A 15,845-nucleotide genomic window follows, 5' to 3' on the forward strand; every position below is an offset into this window, starting at 1 on the left:
CAGGGCGCCGAGAGTGCCGGCCTGGTCGGCGTATGGCTGGACCGTAGCGGGGTGCAGGAATCCGGCTTCATCGGCCGTCGAATCACCTCCCTCCGGGACGTTTTGCGAATCGTGCCGGACATCCGGTAAAGTCGTATCTCGGCGCGGACGGGGTTGACCTCCTGCGAAGCAGGAAAAACCGCCGGAAAGTGCCATTGGGGTATGGTGTAATTGGCAACACATTGGTTTCTGGTACCAACATTCTAGGTTCGAGTCCTGGTACCCCAGCGCTGTATAGCGGCACATTTTGAGCAGATCGCCACGCAGGAATTGCGAACCGCTCGATTTGGACCGCAGCAGCAGATGTGAAACAATCATCTAGCTCGTTTGGCGGGAAACCGGCAGACAAAACAGTACTGGCCCCATCGTATAGCGGCCTAGTACGCCGCCCTCTCACGGCGGTAACGCGGGTTCGAATCCCGCTGGGGTCACAAGAGTTCCGCCTCAACCATCATGGTTGGGGCGGAATTTTCGTTTAAACGGCAGCTGCGCCCTCAAATCCCGACGACGACCAGCAGAACTGGCATGATGGGACCATGACTGCCTCGCTGCCGGATGCTGACGTTGCGGGGCTTGCCGAATTGCTCGGCCGGGTGCGTGAAATCCTTAACCGCCTCAGCTTTCCGCTGGAGTCTGCTGGGGCACCCGATGCCCGACTGGAAGCCCGAGCCGCGGCAGCACAGCTCGACGACTACATTCTTCCGCGCATCAAGAGCCTCGATGCGCCGCTTCTGGCAGTTGTCGGCGGGTCCACGGGCGCAGGCAAGTCAACCCTCGTGAACGCACTGGTGGGCCACCCTGTTACCCGGTCGGGCGCCATCCGCCCCACCACCCGCCAACCGATCCTGCTGCATCACCCCGCGGAGGGACACTGGTTCGCCGGCGACCGTGTGCTGCCTTCACTGAGCCGGCAGCGCGCCGTCGTCGTTGACCCGGACGGGGGAGCGGTGCCCGCTTCCCAGATTGCCTCGGTGCAGGACTCCGGCTCTGCAGCTCAGCTACTGCTGCAGCCGGACCCCACCATTCCCCTGGGCCTTGCGCTGCTGGACGCTCCGGATATCGACTCGATTGCTGATGAGAACCGTCGCCTGGCATCCCAACTGCTCGCGGCCGCTGACCTGTGGCTGTTCGTCACCACTGCCAACCGCTATGCCGACGCTGTGCCCTGGCATCTGCTCAGGGAAGCGGCCCAGCGCGACATTCTGCTCGCCGTCGTTCTCGACCGGGTACCGCACGGTGTGGAGGAGGAGGTCCGGGCTGACCTGCACACGCTGCTCGCGGCCGAAGAGTTGGGCCATGCACCGATCTTCGTGATTCCCGAGGAGAAGCTCAATCCTCTAGGCATGTTGCCGCCGGAGAGCGTCGACCCGTTGCGGCGCTGGCTTCGCGCTATCTCGGTCGATGCTGAGGGCCGCCGGGAGATTGCCCGCCGTACGCTGGAGGGCGCCCTGCGCGCGCTGGGTCATCGGGTGGAGAAGGTGGCAGACGCACAGGACCGCCAGGTCGAAACGGCAGGACGGCTCGAGGAAGTTGCGCGCGAGTCCTACCGGACCGCGCTTGATGCCGTACTCGAATCCACCAAGGACGGCACGCTGCTACGCGGTGAGGTGCTTGCCCGCTGGCAGGACTTCGTTGGCACTGGTGAGTTCATGCGCGGTCTCGAATCAACTGTCGGGCGGATCCGCGACCGCATCGGCGGTTTCCTCACGGGCAAGCCTCCACGAGCTGTCACCGTCGAGACCGCAATCGAAAGCGGGCTTCAGACCGTGATCGTGGAGGAAGCCGCTAAAGCAGCCGATCGCACCGAGCGGCAGTGGCGGGCGGAATCTGCCGGGCGGACGCTGCTGGAGTCCGGAAACCCCGCCATGCCACCCGATTTCAACGAGCTTGTTGTGCGAGAAATCCGGGCCTGGCAAAAGGACCTGCTGGACCTGGTCCGTTCGGAGGGCGCGGACAAACGCTTTGCTGCCAGAATGCTCTCGTTCGGAGTCAATGGGGTAGCCGTGGCTCTCATGATCGTGGTGTTTGCTTCGACAGCCGGTCTCACCGGTGGTGAGGTGCTCATCGCGGGCGGTTCAGCTGTGATCGGGCAAAAATTGCTCGAAGCGGTTTTCGGTGAGGAGGCAGTCCGCCGGCTGACCCGGACAGCGCGACTGCAGCTGCAGGAGAGGTGCGAGAAATTGCTCGACGCGGAACGTGAGCGTTTCACTGACAAGCTTGCGATCCTCGAGGGCGAACCAGCGTCAGAGGACCTCCGCGAGCTGGCCGCCAGCCTCACCGAGCGGCGGTCCGTGGCCGAGGACCTGCGAAATGATGGCCCGACGCCGGAGGGCGGGCAGTGAGCCGTCACCGCGGCGAGGCATCGTCCTCCCGACTACAGATCCGCCTTGAATCGCTCAACACTGCCCGCGAACTCGCTGAGGGACGCGTCGATGAACACCAACTGGGTGCGGTCTACGGGGTGCTGGACCGGGCTAGCTCGCGTCGGTCGCTCTCGTCGGCGCACACGGTCGTCGGTATCTTCGGTCCTACGGGTAGCGGGAAGTCGTCGCTCCTCAACGCACTGACGGGCACCGACCTTGCGCGTGTAGCCGCCCGTCGCCCAACCACTGCTGAACCGCTCGCTGTGATCTGGGACGAAGACGGAAGCTCAGACCTGCTCGACTGGCTGCAGGTTTCGAACCGCCATGTGATGCCTGACGGTGCGCCATTACTGCCGGTTCCCGGTAATGGCAGCCGGCGAGCCAAGAGGGATGACGGCGATGAGGGCGGGCTGATTCTGCTGGACCTGCCCGATTTCGATTCAACGGCGCTGGGTCACCGTGTCATCGTGGAACGCCTTGCGGGGCAGGTGGACGTGCTGCTGTGGGTCACTGATCCGCAGAAGTACGCTGATGCTTCGCTGCATCGTGAGTTCCTCGAGCCCCTGGCAACGCATGAGGCCGTCATCCTGGTAGCGCTCAACCAGTCGGACCGGCTCTCTGAGAACGATCTCGCCCAGGTGACCCGGTCGCTGAAGCAGATCCTTGCCGGGGAAGGACATGGATCTGCTGTTGTACATGCTGTCTCTGCGGTGAACGGTACGGGCCTGAGGTCGCTGGCGGAGGAAGTCCGTGCGATCGTGCGGCGGAAGGAAGCGGCCACCGGGCGGCTGTCGGCCGACGTGGATGTAGCGGTTGACTCGTTGAGGGAGTTCACGGGTCCTGAGCTTCCACCGCCGTCGAAAGCGGCACGTACCGCTCTTGCTGACCGACTCGCCGACGCGACAGGCGCCGACGCGGTCATTGACGCCGTCGTGCGCTCCTACCGCCGGGATGCCCACGCAGTCACGGGATGGCCGGTGACTCGGTGGCTCGGGAACCTGCGCGCGGATCCTCTACGGCGCCTGAATCTCAGGCGCGGCGACGTACAGGAGTTCGTCGGACGCACCTCCCTGCCGGAGCCGGGCCCTGCGCAGCGGGCGTCCGTTGACCGGGCACTGCGGACGTTCGGGGAGGAACTCTCAGCCGGGGCAGTCGAGCCTTGGCGGACGGCCATCCGCGATGCCGCCAGGAGCCCTGAACCTGAACTGCTCGAGCGTCTCGACGAGGCGGTTGCGCGCACGGACTTCTCCTCCGGCTCACGGGCGTGGTGGTGGCCGGTCGCAGGGGTTTTGCAGTGGTTGTTCCTTGCGGCCATGGTGGTCGGCATCGGATGGTTGGCGGTCCTGGCCGGACTCGGATTCCTTCAGTTCCCGGTTCCTGAATCACCACGGGTGGAGGGAATTCCGGTCCCCACGCTGCTGGCGGTCGGGGGAGTGGTGGCGGGAATCGCCGTCGGTATTCTGTGTGCCGCCCTGGCCCGGTTGGGGGCACGCAGACGCGGCAAGCGAGTACGACGACGGCTGGTCGCCTCCATCACGGAGACGGCGGAAGCGGTTGCGGTCGGCCCCGCTGCCGCCGAAATCGAGCGCTACAACAGCTTCGTGCAGGCCGTGGGTAGGGCGGCTGCCCGTCGGTGATCGTGCGCTCCAGAATGCTTGATGATCAGGTGCTGGACGACTAGGTGCTCGACGATCAGGCGCGGAGGGCACCAAGCACCTTTTGCATCGTGCGAAGGTTCCGTGTGGTCGTTGCGCTCTTGAAGCGGGCCTTGTTACTGAAAGCGTTCAGCGGACTTTCGAGCGTGCCGCCCTTCGGTGCCTGCCACGCGACTGCGATGGTTCCCAGCGAGTGCACCGGTTCGTCGATCGATCGGGCGAAGTCAACGAATTCGGCCAGGACCTCCGGGTCGGAGAACAGCGTGAGGTAGGTGTGAAGACCGGGATCATCGGCGGGGAAGGGACACTCCGCGACGATGCTTTCGACGGTCTCCGCCGGCAGCACAACCACCCACGCAACATATCCGAAACGTTGCCGCAGGGCATGCTCGCTCTGTGACTTCAGATCGAGCTGCGAGAGGTCGCTGCTGCAGACCACATTGCCGGAGGCCAGGAGGGTCTTCACGTCCGAGACCGGAAGTGTCTCCAGAGTCTCCCGGAGGTCGGCGGACTTGATGGTGATACCGCCGACGTTCACACCGCGAAGGAACACTGCGTACCTGGTCATGGCCACAGCGTAACGCCGTGCCTGCGCAAAAGATCCGCTATTCCGCGGACTTGCCGATAGCGCTGGTGAGCTGGGCTGCCGCGCTCACCACGACCTCGGCATGGATCCGCCCGGGCTGGCGCGTAAGCCGCTCGATCGGTCCGGAGATCGAGACTGCGGCAATGACACGGCCGGACGGACCACGGACCGGGGCCGACACGGAGGCTACCCCCGCCTCACGCTCGCCAAGACTCTGCGCCCAGCCCCGCCGTCGTACTCCGGCAAGCACCGTGGGCGTGAAGCGGGCGTTCTGGAGTCCCTTGAGCAACCGGTCGTGGTCCTCCCAGGCGAGGAGGCACTGTGCTGCCGATCCTGCCCTCATGGACAGCTGGGTGCCGACCGGAATGGTGTCGCGAAGGCCGATAGGGCGCTCTGCGGACGCCACGCAGACACGGGCGTCCCCCTGGCGCCGGAAGAGCTGAGCGCTTTCCCCGGTGGCGTCGCGGAGCTGCAGCAGGACGGGACCGGCTGAAGCAATGAGGCGATCCTCGCCGGCGGCTGATGCCAACTCCACGAGGCGGCTGCCCAGAACGAAGCGTCCCTGAATGTCCCTGCTGACCAGACGGTGGTGAACAAGCGCGAGGGCGAGGCGGTGCACCGTGGGGCGGGCGAGACCGGTCGAGGTCACGAGCTGCGCGAGAGTAGTGGGCCCGGCTTCCAGGGCATCGAGCACAAGAGCCGCTTTATCAATGACGCCGACGCCACTAGAATTGTCCATAACCTGATATTGCCGTCTCAATATCTGAGACGCAAGTCGCTGGACTGGCGCCGGGCATCGCGCTCCTGCTTCAGTTGTTGGAAGATCTGATCGAAGGCACGCGGAGGAACCGGCCATGGGCAAGACGCTCGCAGAAAAAGTCTGGGAATCGCACATCGTGCGCAAGGGCGAGGTCGTCAACGGACAGGCTGAACCCGACCTGCTCTACATTGACCTGCACCTCGTGCATGAGGTCACCTCACCGCAGGCATTCGAGGGCCTCCGTCTTGCAGGCAGGAAGCTCCGCCGGCCCGACCTGACGATCGCCACCGAGGATCACAACACTCCGACGATCGACATCGATCGTCCCATTGCAGACCCAACCAGCCGTACGCAAATCGAGACGCTGAGGGCAAACTGCAAGGAGTTCGGCGTAAGGCTGCACTCGCTGGGTGACGCACAGCAGGGGATCGTGCACATCATCGGTCCGCAGTTGGGCCTTACACAGCCCGGCCTCACCGTAGTGTGTGGAGACTCGCATACCTCCACACACGGTGCTTTTGGAGCGCTGGCCATGGGCATCGGAACCTCCGAGGTCGAACACGTCATGGCTACCCAGACACTCTCCCTGACGCCCTTCAAGACCATGGCAATCAACGTCGAAGGAACGCTCAAGCCCGGCGTGACATCGAAGGACATCATCCTTGCCGTCATCGCCAAGATCGGCACCGGCGGCGGTCAGGGTTACGTCCTTGAGTACCGCGGTTCCGCCATCCGTGCACTCTCCATGGACGCGCGCATGACCATCTGCAACATGTCGATCGAAGCCGGCGCACGCGCCGGAATGGTCGCCCCTGATGAAACCACCTTCGAGTACCTCAAGGGGCGCGCGCACGCACCGCAGGGCGAGGACTGGGATGCCGCCGTCGAGAACTGGCGCACCCTGCGTACCGACGACGACGCGACCTTTGACGCTGAGGTCTTCCTGGACGCGGACGAACTCGAACCCTTCGTTACCTGGGGGACCAACCCCGGCCAGGGCGTCTCGCTGAGCCAGGCTGTTCCTTCGCCGGAGGACTTCGCCGACGAGAACGAGAAGGCGGCCTGTCAGCGCGCCCTCGAGTACATGGCACTGGACGCCGGTACACCCATGAAGGACATCCGTGTAGACACTGTGTTCCTGGGGTCGTGCACCAACAGTCGGGTCGAGGACCTGCGGCTGGCCGCGGATATCATCCGAGGGCGCCAGAAGGACCCGAACATCCGCATGATGGTCGTGCCCGGCTCCGCCCGTGTCCGCCTGGAAGCCGAAGCCGAAGGACTGGACAAGGTGTTCAAGGACTTCGGCGCCGAATGGCGTTTCGCCGGCTGCTCGATGTGCCTGGGTATGAACCCGGATCAGCTCGCCCCGGGCGAACGGTGCGCTTCGACGTCGAACCGGAACTTCGAAGGCCGGCAGGGCAAGGGCGGGCGTACCCACCTGGTTTCACCCGTCGTGGCCGCCGCGACTGCGGTACGCGGAACGCTGAGCTCACCGTCAGACCTGGACCCCGTACCGCCCGCCGTACGCGAGACGTCCACCAGCCACGCGGCCTAGCCTGAGCAAGGCAATCTTCGAAGGAGCACCATGGAAAAGATCACCACGCACACAGGCATCGGCGTTCCGTTGCGCCAGAGCAACGTGGACACTGACCAGATCATCCCCGCCGTCTACCTGAAGCGCATCACCCGTACCGGCTTCGAAGACGCGCTCTTCGCCGCATGGCGCAAGGACGAGACCTTCATCCTGAACAGGGAACCGTTCAACCGCGGTTCGGTGCTGGTGGCCGGGCCGGACTTCGGCACCGGCTCGTCCCGGGAACATGCCGTGTGGGCCTTGAAGGACTTCGGGTTCCGGGCAGTCATCTCCTCCCGCTTCGCCGACATCTTCCGCGGCAATTCCGGTAAGCAGGGGCTGGTGGCAGCCCAGGTAGCCCAGGATGACATCGAGCTGATCTGGAAGGAACTCGAGAACCACCCCGGCACGGAGGTCACCGTCGACCTTGAGTCTCGGCTGGTCACCTGCGGGTCCATCATCGCGCCGTTCCAGATCGACGACTACACGCGCTGGCGTCTTCTTGAAGGACTCGACGACATCGGCCTGACCCTTCGCCATGAGGAGACAATCACGGCGTATGAGGCGCAGCGGCCAAGCTACAAACCAACCACGTTGCCCGCCCGAACCTAGAGCCTCCGGGCAGGTGCAACAAGAATCACGTTTCCTGCCGGAATTTAGTGCTGCACCCGACTGTTTGCACTTCACGACGGGACCGGTCCGATCCCGACACAGCCTCGCCCCGAAGCTAACGGTATTTCAGTCTGGTAACAGTAGCTCCTATGCTTAGCAGGGGTCTTATCTGCTGTTGGGGCTTACACGTTGAAGGAAATAGGTGTTCATGGGTAGCGTTCTGACCATCCGTGGTGGTGTCCCTCTTGCAGGAAAGGTGACCGTCCGCGGTGCCAAGAATCTGGTGCCGAAAGCCATGGTCGCGGCCCTGCTGGGAAGTGCGCCGTCTGTGCTGCGGAACGTCCCGGAAATCAAGGACGTCGACGTCGTCACGAGCCTGCTGAAGCTGCACGGCGTCGAGGTGAGCAAGGATCCGGTGACGGGCGACCTCACCATGGACCCCGCGAACGCCAAGATGGCGGCGTCGAAGGACATCGACGCCCATGCGGGAGACTCACGGATCCCCATCCTGTTCTGCGGTCCCCTGATGCACAGCATCGGCGAGGCCTTCATTCCCGACCTGGGCGGCTGCAAGATCGGCGATCGTCCCATCGATTACCACCTGCAGGTTCTCCGCAACTTCGGCGCTGTTGTCGACAAGCGGCCCGGCGGCATTTCCATCTCTGCTCCAAAGGGTCTCCACGGCGCCAAACTTGAGCTTCCGTACCCGAGCGTCGGCGCCACAGAGCAGGTGCTGCTGACCGCCACCCGTGCCGAGGGCATCACCGAACTGAGCGGTGCCGCCGTCGAACCGGAAATCATGGACCTCATTGCCGTCCTCCAGAAAATGGGCGCCATCATCACCGTCCAGACGGATCGCACTATCCGCATTGAGGGCGTCAAGGAACTTGGCGGCTTCAACCACAAGGCAATCTCCGACCGCAACGAAACGGCATCGTGGGCGTCGGCGGCGTTGGTCACCCGCGGTGACATCTATGTCGAGGGTGCCCGCCAGCTTGACCTCACAGCGTTCCTGAACACGTACCGCAAGATCGGCGGAGCGTTCGACGTGAACGACGACGGCATCCGTTTCTACCACCCGGGCGGCAAGCTCTCACCGTTGGTGCTGGAGACCGACGTCCACCCCGGCTTCATGACCGACTGGCAGCAGCCCCTGGTGGTTGCGCTCACCCAGGCCGAGGGCGTGTCGATCGTGCACGAGACCGTGTATGAGAACCGGTTCGGTTTCACCGATGCGCTGGTGCGCATGGGCGCGAATATCCAGGTGCACCGCGAATGTCTCGGCAGTGTTCCCTGCCGTTTCGGCCAGCGCAACTTCCTGCACTCGGCGGTCATCTCCGGGCCTGTTCAGCTGCACGGCACCGACATCGACGTTCCTGATCTGCGCGGCGGCTTCAGTCACCTCATTGCGGCTCTTGCGGCGGTGGGCACCTCCCGCGTGACCGGCATCGAGTTGATCAACCGTGGCTACGAGCGCTTCCAGGACAAGCTCGAGGCGCTGGGAGCGGACTTCGACGTCGCCGAATCCTCGGATTCAGGAATCGGCCGCTAACCGCGGTCGCACGCCGGCATGACCGAACCAGCATCGTCCCGCGCAACGTTCGCGGTTCTCGCCACCATCCTGCGGCCCCTCATGAATGCCATGATGGCCAAGGAGTGGAAGGGCGCTGAGAACCTTCCCCGCGATACCGGTTTCATCGTGTGCCCCAACCACGTCACGGAAATCGACCCGATCGTGATTGGACACTTCCTCTACAACAACAAGGTCCTGCCGCACTTCCTTGCGAAGGCGTCCCTGTTCAGGATCCCGGTGGTGGGTGCGGTTCTGCGAACCACCCTGCAGGTGCCGGTGGAACGCACGACGGCGGGAGCGAACCACTCACTGGAGGTCGCCAGGGAAGCCATTGAGGGTGGCGGGGGAATCATTATCTACCCCGAAGGCACCCTGACCAGGGATCCGGACATGTGGCCCATGAAAGGCCGCACCGGGGCAGCACGCCTGGCCCTGCAAACCGGTGCACCGGTGGTGCCCATTGCGCACTGGGGCGCCCAGGAGGTCTTCCCCCGGTATGCGAAGCGGTTGTACCTGTTCCCGCGCAAGACTTCACGTGTACTCGTCGGGAAGCCCGTCGACCTGTCGGATCTCCAGGGCGGTCCCGTCACCCGCACCACACTGGAGGCGGCAACCAACCGCATCATGGACGCGCTGACCGGGCTTGTCGCGGAGCTGCGCGGTGAGACGCCGCCGGCAGAGCGCTGGGATCCGGCGGCACGGAACCAGAAGACCACGGGCAGGAACTTCGGGTCCTCCACGGGTGAGGTTCAGTGACGCGTCGGCCTCCCGCCGCCGTCGCCGTCCTTGGGTCAGGCAGTTGGGGGACGACCTTCGCGAAGGTGCTCGCGGACGCAGGGGAACGCCACGGTACCCAGGTCCGCCTGTGGGCACGACGCGAGGAAATTGCCCGCGAGATCAACACCAGCCATACGAATAGCCGATATCTCGGCGACACAGTGCTGCCGGATAACATTCGATGCTCCATCGACGTCGCGGACGTCCTCGACGGGGTTGAGCTGGTCGTCATCGCCGTTCCCGCCCAGTCCCTGCGGTCCCAGCTGTCGGCCTGGAAGCCGCTGATTTCGCCCGACGCCGTGGTCGTCTCCCTCATGAAGGGACTTGAGGTCGGAACCGACGCCCGCATGAGCCAGGTGCTCGCCGAGGAACTCGGCCTGCCTCAGGACCGCATCGCGGTTGTTTCCGGTCCGAACCTCGCGATGGAGATAGCGCGTTGTGAGCCCACCGCGTCGGTGGTGGCATGCCCGGATGCCGAGGTGGCAACCTGGATCGCCGCTACGTGTACGGCAACGTACTTCCGCCCTTACACCAATACCGATGTGGTGGGTGTGGAGATCGGCGGCATCGTGAAGAACGTGATTGCTCTCGCTGTGGGTATCTGCGAGGGAAAGCAGATGGGTGACAACACCAAGGCATCCGTCATCACGCGCGGGCTGACTGAGACCACTCGTCTTGCTGTTGCGCTGGGCGGTGAACCGGAAACGATGTCGGGCCTTGCCGGTATGGGGGACCTCATTGCCACGTGTTCCTCGTCGCTCTCGCGCAACCACACAGCGGGCAGGCTGCTTGGACAGGGGCTCACGCTCGATGAGGTGACGGCGCACATGAACCAGACGGCCGAGGGCATCAAGTCAGCCCAGGCGGTGCTTGACCTGGCGCGCCAACTCGATGTCTACATGCCGATTACGGATAGTGTTGTTGCCGTACTTCAGGGAAACCTGTCCGTACATGACCTCGGCCCGCGACTGCTGGCCCGCGAACTGAAATCCGAAGGCTAACTGTGACCTCATCTTCGAAGCCCCGTGTTCTCGTGCTTTTCGGCGGGCGTTCGAGTGAACATGCCGTCAGCTGCGTAACTGCCGCCGGTGTGCTGGACGCAATCGACCGCAACAAGTACGACGTCGTTCCGGTCGGCATAGCGAAGAACGGCCAGTGGTCTCTGGTCTCGTCCGACCCGGCCCAGTGGTCGCTGCGGTCGACGGTGCTCCCCGAAGTGCCTGTGTCGCCCGAGTCGGTGGTGCTTGCAACTGCGTCCGACGGCGGAGCTGCGCAGGAACTCGTTGTCACGGCATCGGAGCAGATGCCGCGCAGCCTCGGAGCAGTCGACGTGGTGCTGCCGCTCCTGCATGGGCCCTTCGGTGAGGACGGCACCCTGCAGGGCATGCTTGAAATGGCGGACGTGCGTTACGTCGGAGCCGGCGTTCTGGCGTCCGCCGTCGGGATGGACAAGCACTACATGAAAGTGGTGTTCGCTTCCGCCGGGCTCTCGGTCGGGCCCTACGAAGTGTTCACCGACCGCGACTGGACACGCAACCGCTCCGCATGCCTTGAGCGCGCCTCACAACTCGGCTTCCCCGTCTTCGTCAAGCCTGCCCGTGCGGGATCCTCCATGGGTATCTCGCGTGCCACCACACCGGAGGAACTGGAGGACGCCGTCGAGACGGCACGCGCGTTCGACCCGAAGGTGATCGTTGAGGCAGGAATCGTCGGACGCGAAATCGAAGTTGCAGTCCTGCAGGGCCGCGGAATGGATGAGCCGAGGACCAGCCTGCCCGGTGAGATCGCTGTACAGCCCGGCGAACATGAGTGGTACGACTTCGAGGCCAAGTACGTTGATGGTTCCGCAGCTGAGCTGAGCTGCCCGGCCGACCTCCCGCCGAACGTGACGGACCGTGTCCGCGAACTCGCCGCCCGCGCCTTCGACGCCCTTGGCACGGAAGGGCTTTCACGCGTCGATTTCTTCTATACGCCCGCCGGTGAACTCATTATCAACGAAATCAACACGATGCCGGGATTCACGCCCATCAGCATGTACCCCCAGATGTGGGCCAAATCCGGGCTCACCTACACGGAGCTGATCGATGAGCTGATTGAGTTGGCGCTCGAACGCAGGACAGGCCTGCGCTAGAAGCGGCAGGAACCGGCTGATGAACGAGCCGAAACGGCCTACCCTCCGGGACATCGCCCTTGCGGCGGGCCTCTCGAAAGCCGCCACGTCCTATGCCTTGCGCGGACTGCGGGGATCAGAAAAGACGGTTGCCCGGGTACAGGCAATAGCTCGCGAGATGGGTTGGACTGCGGACCCTGTTGCCCGGGCCCTCGCCGGCGGACGAAGCAGCAATGTCGCAATCATTGGTCCATTGGGGGATCTTTGGCGGCAGGGCCTGGCGGTCATGCTGTCCGAGGCCTTACACAACCGCGGCATGTTCTCTGCGATTGCGAACGTGGACACTTCTCCCGAACGCGAGCAGAAAGCACTGCGTACGCTTGCCATGCGTAGGGTGGACGCCGCGATAGTGCTTCCTGTCGATCCTTCTGCCGGATACTGGGCGGACGTTCCGGAACGTATCCGGCTGGTGTCGGTGGGGGACGCGCTGCTCCACCGTCCGGTTGCCCGGACCGTCCTGTTCGATAACGAGTTCGGGATCGGCGCCGCCCTGCGTCACCTCGAGGGGCTGGGGCATCGGTCGGTGGGTCTGCTCGCCCCGTCGCTGCCGTCCACGCCGGGACGTCCTGCGCAGCTCCTGGTCGAAAGGCTGGGCGCGGAGATGGGCTTGAGCGTCGCGGTCGCGGCATCGACGTCGTCGGTGTCGGGAGCCGCGCAAGCTGCCACCGTTCTCCTCACAGGTTCACCGCGCCCGACGGCGCTGCTGTGCCTGAGCGATTCCCTGGCCTTCGGCGCCTACCGGGCGGCCCAATCTCTTGCCCTGTCCATTCCCGGGGACATCTCCATACTCGGCTTCGATGACAGCGAGTTGGCCCCGCTGGTGAGCCCTGCGCTCACCACCTTCGGCTGGGATGAGTCATCGATCGTGGCAGCGGCAATCGAAGCGGTGATGAACGACGACAGCCCTGCGTCGGTCTCATTCCGACCCGAGTTCCTGGTGCGCGGATCCACCGGGCCTGTTCAAGGCGCCTGACGAAAGACCCACTTCATTCCGCCCGGATGACTTTCGCGGTCGGAACCTTCTCTCGAATCATCTGGATGGCCCGACTGCCTTGGCTGAACCATGTGGCGCTCAGGTCGATGGACAGTCCCGTAGATGAGGTCAAGGTGATCAGACCGGGCTCCAACTCCTCCAGGACCTCAACGTCATTCCAGAGGATCGAGCAGTACACACCATCGCTGAAGCTCACCCCGGCGTCACCGACTACCAGTTGCGCGCGGGCAGGAACTCCGGTGACCGCTCCGCGCAGGCCTCGTCGAAACCGTTCACCCCTGATGGCAGGATAGTGGCGAGCATGCTCAGCAACGAGGCTTTCATCGACCGGGAAACAGCCTTCCGGCATGCCGACCACGAGGGTCTCCTCAAGCAGTGTCAGAACACGCTTGCACGTCTCCGGCGCGACTCGATGGACCAGTTCCATCTTCTCGATTGCAGTCAGCGCAGGGTAGTTCATCAGGTGGTTGCGGGCTGCGGCAATTGCCTCATCCATGGCGTTGCCGGGGTCATCGAGATACTCCTGCAGTTCGCGAACACTGTCTTCGATGTCGAGAGTCGAAGGACCCCGTTCACTCATGGATCGGAGGATTCGGAGAAGGCCGGCCAACACATCGTCGACATGGTGAGCCGGCGGATCCGTCAGCACGCACAGGATGCCCCTGCCATCGATATCCAGGACAGGCTCAATGTCAACCTCGTAGATCCAGCCCCTTGAATGCCGCAGTTCATGAATCACCGTTCGACGGATGAGGGAGGAGAGAAGGAAAACCCCTTCGGTTTCTACATCCGACAGGACAGGCAGCTCGAAGGACAAGCTAAGTTGCGGTCCGTCCTGCTCAAACCACATCGGGTAAGGCAGGTCCACACGAGGTGCTGGGGCCGGGGTACGGGGTTCTCCTGATGGCAGCAGGAGACGTAAGTCCTGCGGCGGCGGGCCGCTCAGGACGAGCACGGCGTTCTGTTGCGTGAAATAGGTGCGGATATGGTTGCGAACTGCTTCCTCGTCAATTAACCGCAGCCCATGGGGCGCGACGTCCGTAAGGCCCAGCGATCGCACACCGAATCTCCGGCGCAGATGCCGGGAAACTGCCGAGTTCACGACCGAGCCGCCTTCCGCTTCCAGTACCTTCTTCTCCACGGGGAGCCGTTCGAAAGACGGCGAGCTGATCGCGGCGCACAGGGCAGACAGGAAAGCGACCACGGTCTCCGGTCTCCCGGACGTGCTGAAGGTTGTCATGGAGGGTTCGACCATGGCGTTTGTGGCGTCACGACCGTCGGACGCCTGTGCCATGATGAGGTGCTCCGCCAGATGGGTGATGCCGGCGGTCATGAAAGTCTCATCCCGGACACCTGCCCGGAAGATCAGTTCTGCCGCCAGCGGCCCCGGCAGGTCAAGCCAAAACACCGGGACGCCATCGACCACGTCTGTATTGAGCGTCATAGCGAACGCAGGCCTAAAGGGCGTGGAGACGCCAGCCGACCGAGTGGGTGTCGCCCGGCTCCAACACGATCAGATCTGTCCCGGAGTTGAAAGCGTCCGGAGGACAGGTCATGGGTTCGGCGGCAAGACCGAGTCGGGACACGGAAGGGTCAGGCTTGTCCGCCGTATGGATCTGCACCCAGGCACACGACTCGTCGAAGGTGATGGCCGCCCCGCGGCCGTCCGCGGCCAGCACTGAGACGGTGGCAGCACCGTCGTCGTAATTGATGTCCGTGTAGGCGTGGTCAACGAAGGTGTCGCCGATGACACGCGGCTCGCGGAAATCAAAGTGCGACGACGTGACGCCGGTGAGTTCCGTTGGGATCAGTCGGTCCTCGGTGACCTGGAGAACCGAGGACGCGGGAACCTGCAGGGTCCAGTCGTCCACGAGCCCGACGCCGGCAACCAGGTAAGGGTGCGCGGACGCACCGTACGGTGCGGCCTGGCCGCCTGTGTTGAGAGCGGAGATGGTTGTGGTGAGGCCGTCGTCGTCGAGGGTGTAGAGAACCTCGACTTCCAGCCGGAATGGGTAGCCCTTCTGCGGGATAACCGAAGCCGTCAGCCGCACGGAAGCCGTCGACTGATCCGCCAGGGTCCAGTCAACCCAGCCGAGCAGGCCGTGGATCGCGTGGGACCGCTGCGGCTCCGTCAGTGCCAGTTGGTGCGATTGGCCGTTGAACGAATACTTTCCGTCGACCACGCGGTTGGGCCAGGGCACCAGCACGGCGCCGCGAAAGGAGGGCCGAATCTCTTCAGCATCGTAGGGAACCACGAGGTCCCGGTCGTCGTGGCGGAGGTACCGCAGGGTGGCTCCGATGCTGGCAATCGAGGCTGTGTAGGCGCCGTGCTCGAGGGTGTACTGGGTACCGGACAGTGGCGTGGAATCTGTGGTTTTCATCGAGCCCAAGTGTAGAACGTCACAACGACGGCGGTGTCAGCCTTCCTCCGGCAACTCCACCGTGTCGTTCAGGCTCAGGCACTGCTCCGTCTGCTCAACCCGCGAGGCGGCACCGCCTAGATCGACGAGAACCGTGCTCGACGCCACCTGATTGGGATCGAAGAGAACCTCGACGGCGGGATTGCGGCCGTAGGTCCTGGCCGTCCAGACATCGGTTTCTGTGGACTCCTGGATAATCCAGTCGACGTCGTTCACCGAGGCACAGGCGTCCGTGGTGGGCCCCGGAACCTCTATTCCGCACCGAAGGACAACCTGCGAAGGGTCGCCCCAGGCGGCTGTGCCCTGACTGTTGGTTTCCCTCA

Annotated in this window: 14 protein-coding genes and 2 tRNA genes; 11 read left to right on the plus strand and 5 right to left on the minus strand. The window is 64.0% G+C overall.

The features are described from left to right. Nucleotides 1-195 precede the first annotated feature (195 nt). From RIF85_RS10220 to RIF85_RS10235, 4 genes are all read left to right on the plus strand, one after another. A tRNA-Gln gene (locus tag RIF85_RS10220) sits at nucleotides 196-267 on the plus strand. Nucleotides 268-397: 130 nt separating this feature from the next. Further along, nucleotides 398-470 (plus strand) — tRNA-Glu (locus RIF85_RS10225). 105 nt (nucleotides 471-575) lie between these two features. Further along, nucleotides 576-2,381, plus strand: coding sequence for a dynamin family protein (locus RIF85_RS10230; protein WP_309071805.1), 1,806 nt, complete (start codon nucleotides 576-578; stop codon nucleotides 2,379-2,381). After that, nucleotides 2,378-4,039, plus strand: a complete 1,662-nt coding sequence (locus RIF85_RS10235) for a GTPase (protein WP_309071806.1) — start codon at nucleotides 2,378-2,380, stop codon at nucleotides 4,037-4,039. The genes RIF85_RS10230 and RIF85_RS10235 overlap by 4 nt, the downstream gene beginning before the upstream one ends. Nucleotides 4,040-4,094: 55 nt before the next feature. Here RIF85_RS10235 and RIF85_RS10240 read toward each other — a convergent pair whose 3' ends face one another. Continuing rightward, nucleotides 4,095-4,625 carry a DUF1697 domain-containing protein gene (locus RIF85_RS10240; RefSeq protein ID WP_309071807.1) on the minus strand — a complete coding sequence of 177 codons (531 nt, stop codon included), beginning with the start codon at nucleotides 4,623-4,625 and terminating at the stop codon, nucleotides 4,095-4,097. Nucleotides 4,626-4,662: 37 nt separating this feature from the next. Continuing rightward, nucleotides 4,663-5,382 carry an IclR family transcriptional regulator gene (locus tag RIF85_RS10245; RefSeq protein WP_309071808.1) on the minus strand — a complete coding sequence of 240 codons (720 nt, stop codon included), beginning with the start codon at nucleotides 5,380-5,382 and terminating at the stop codon, nucleotides 4,663-4,665. 115 nt (nucleotides 5,383-5,497) lie between these two features. On the opposite strand from RIF85_RS10245, the gene leuC reads away from it, so the two are divergent. From leuC to RIF85_RS10280, 7 genes are all read left to right on the plus strand, one after another. Further along, complete coding sequence (gene leuC, locus RIF85_RS10250) at nucleotides 5,498-6,958, plus strand: 3-isopropylmalate dehydratase large subunit (RefSeq protein ID WP_309071809.1); 1,461 nt, start codon at nucleotides 5,498-5,500, stop codon at nucleotides 6,956-6,958. Between the two features lie 30 nt (nucleotides 6,959-6,988). Beyond that, the gene (gene leuD / locus RIF85_RS10255; RefSeq protein ID WP_309071810.1) at nucleotides 6,989-7,588 is read left to right on the plus strand and encodes a 3-isopropylmalate dehydratase small subunit; all 600 of its coding nucleotides are present in this window, start codon (nucleotides 6,989-6,991) and stop codon (nucleotides 7,586-7,588) included. 208 nt (nucleotides 7,589-7,796) lie between these two features. Then, complete coding sequence (gene murA / locus RIF85_RS10260) at nucleotides 7,797-9,140, plus strand: UDP-N-acetylglucosamine 1-carboxyvinyltransferase (protein WP_309071811.1); 1,344 nt, start codon at nucleotides 7,797-7,799, stop codon at nucleotides 9,138-9,140. Nucleotides 9,141-9,158: 18 nt separating this feature from the next. Beyond that, nucleotides 9,159-9,917 (plus strand): lysophospholipid acyltransferase family protein, encoded by a 759-nt coding sequence (locus tag RIF85_RS10265; RefSeq protein ID WP_309071812.1) that lies wholly within the window; start codon nucleotides 9,159-9,161, stop codon nucleotides 9,915-9,917. After that, entirely contained in the window at nucleotides 9,914-10,939 is a 1,026-nt protein-coding gene (locus RIF85_RS10270; RefSeq protein ID WP_309071813.1) for an NAD(P)H-dependent glycerol-3-phosphate dehydrogenase, read from the plus strand. Before RIF85_RS10265 ends, RIF85_RS10270 begins: the two co-directional genes overlap by 4 nt. Next, nucleotides 10,927-12,069, plus strand: a complete 1,143-nt coding sequence (locus RIF85_RS10275) for a D-alanine--D-alanine ligase family protein (protein ID WP_375164396.1) — start codon at nucleotides 10,927-10,929, stop codon at nucleotides 12,067-12,069. The genes RIF85_RS10270 and RIF85_RS10275 overlap by 13 nt, the downstream gene beginning before the upstream one ends. Nucleotides 12,070-12,088: 19 nt before the next feature. After that, complete coding sequence (locus RIF85_RS10280; protein ID WP_309071815.1) at nucleotides 12,089-13,081, plus strand: LacI family DNA-binding transcriptional regulator; 993 nt, start codon at nucleotides 12,089-12,091, stop codon at nucleotides 13,079-13,081. Nucleotides 13,082-13,094: 13 nt separating this feature from the next. Here the strand turns inward: RIF85_RS10280 and RIF85_RS10285 are convergent, their stop codons facing one another. The 3 genes from RIF85_RS10285 to RIF85_RS10295 all read right to left on the minus strand — a co-directional run. Beyond that, complete coding sequence (locus tag RIF85_RS10285) at nucleotides 13,095-14,546, minus strand: insulinase family protein (RefSeq protein WP_309071816.1); 1,452 nt, start codon at nucleotides 14,544-14,546, stop codon at nucleotides 13,095-13,097. Between the two features lie 13 nt (nucleotides 14,547-14,559). Then, nucleotides 14,560-15,483, minus strand: coding sequence for an aldose-1-epimerase (locus RIF85_RS10290; RefSeq protein WP_309071817.1), 924 nt, complete (start codon nucleotides 15,481-15,483; stop codon nucleotides 14,560-14,562). 36 nt (nucleotides 15,484-15,519) lie between these two features. Continuing rightward, nucleotides 15,520-15,845, minus strand: a 326-nt coding sequence (locus RIF85_RS10295) for a DUF3515 family protein (protein ID WP_309071818.1), incomplete at its 5' end; no start/stop codon positions are given.

The sequence above is a fragment of the Arthrobacter sp. genome (assembly GCF_031179385.1).
Lineage (GTDB): Bacteria > Actinomycetota > Actinomycetes > Actinomycetales > Micrococcaceae > Arthrobacter_D.

What these genes read in the sequence shown, in the direction of transcription:
- RIF85_RS10230 (WP_309071805.1), top strand. Translation starts at nt 576, where the DNA reads ATGACTGCCTCGCTGCCGGATGCTGACGTTGCGGGGCTTGCCGAATTG.
- RIF85_RS10240 (WP_309071807.1), bottom strand. Translation starts at nt 4,625, where the DNA reads ATGACCAGGTACGCAGTGTTCCTTCGCGGTGTGAACGTCGGCGGTATC.
- RIF85_RS10245 (WP_309071808.1), bottom strand. Translation starts at nt 5,382, where the DNA reads ATGGACAATTCTAGTGGCGTCGGCGTCATTGATAAAGCGGCTCTTGTG.
- leuC (WP_309071809.1), top strand. Translation starts at nt 5,498, where the DNA reads ATGGGCAAGACGCTCGCAGAAAAAGTCTGGGAATCGCACATCGTGCGC.
- leuD (WP_309071810.1), top strand. Translation starts at nt 6,989, where the DNA reads ATGGAAAAGATCACCACGCACACAGGCATCGGCGTTCCGTTGCGCCAG.
- murA (WP_309071811.1), top strand. Translation starts at nt 7,797, where the DNA reads ATGGGTAGCGTTCTGACCATCCGTGGTGGTGTCCCTCTTGCAGGAAAG.
- RIF85_RS10265 (WP_309071812.1), top strand. Translation starts at nt 9,159, where the DNA reads ATGACCGAACCAGCATCGTCCCGCGCAACGTTCGCGGTTCTCGCCACC.
- RIF85_RS10280 (WP_309071815.1), top strand. Translation starts at nt 12,089, where the DNA reads ATGAACGAGCCGAAACGGCCTACCCTCCGGGACATCGCCCTTGCGGCG.
- RIF85_RS10285 (WP_309071816.1), bottom strand. Translation starts at nt 14,546, where the DNA reads ATGACGCTCAATACAGACGTGGTCGATGGCGTCCCGGTGTTTTGGCTT.
- RIF85_RS10290 (WP_309071817.1), bottom strand. Translation starts at nt 15,483, where the DNA reads ATGAAAACCACAGATTCCACGCCACTGTCCGGTACCCAGTACACCCTC.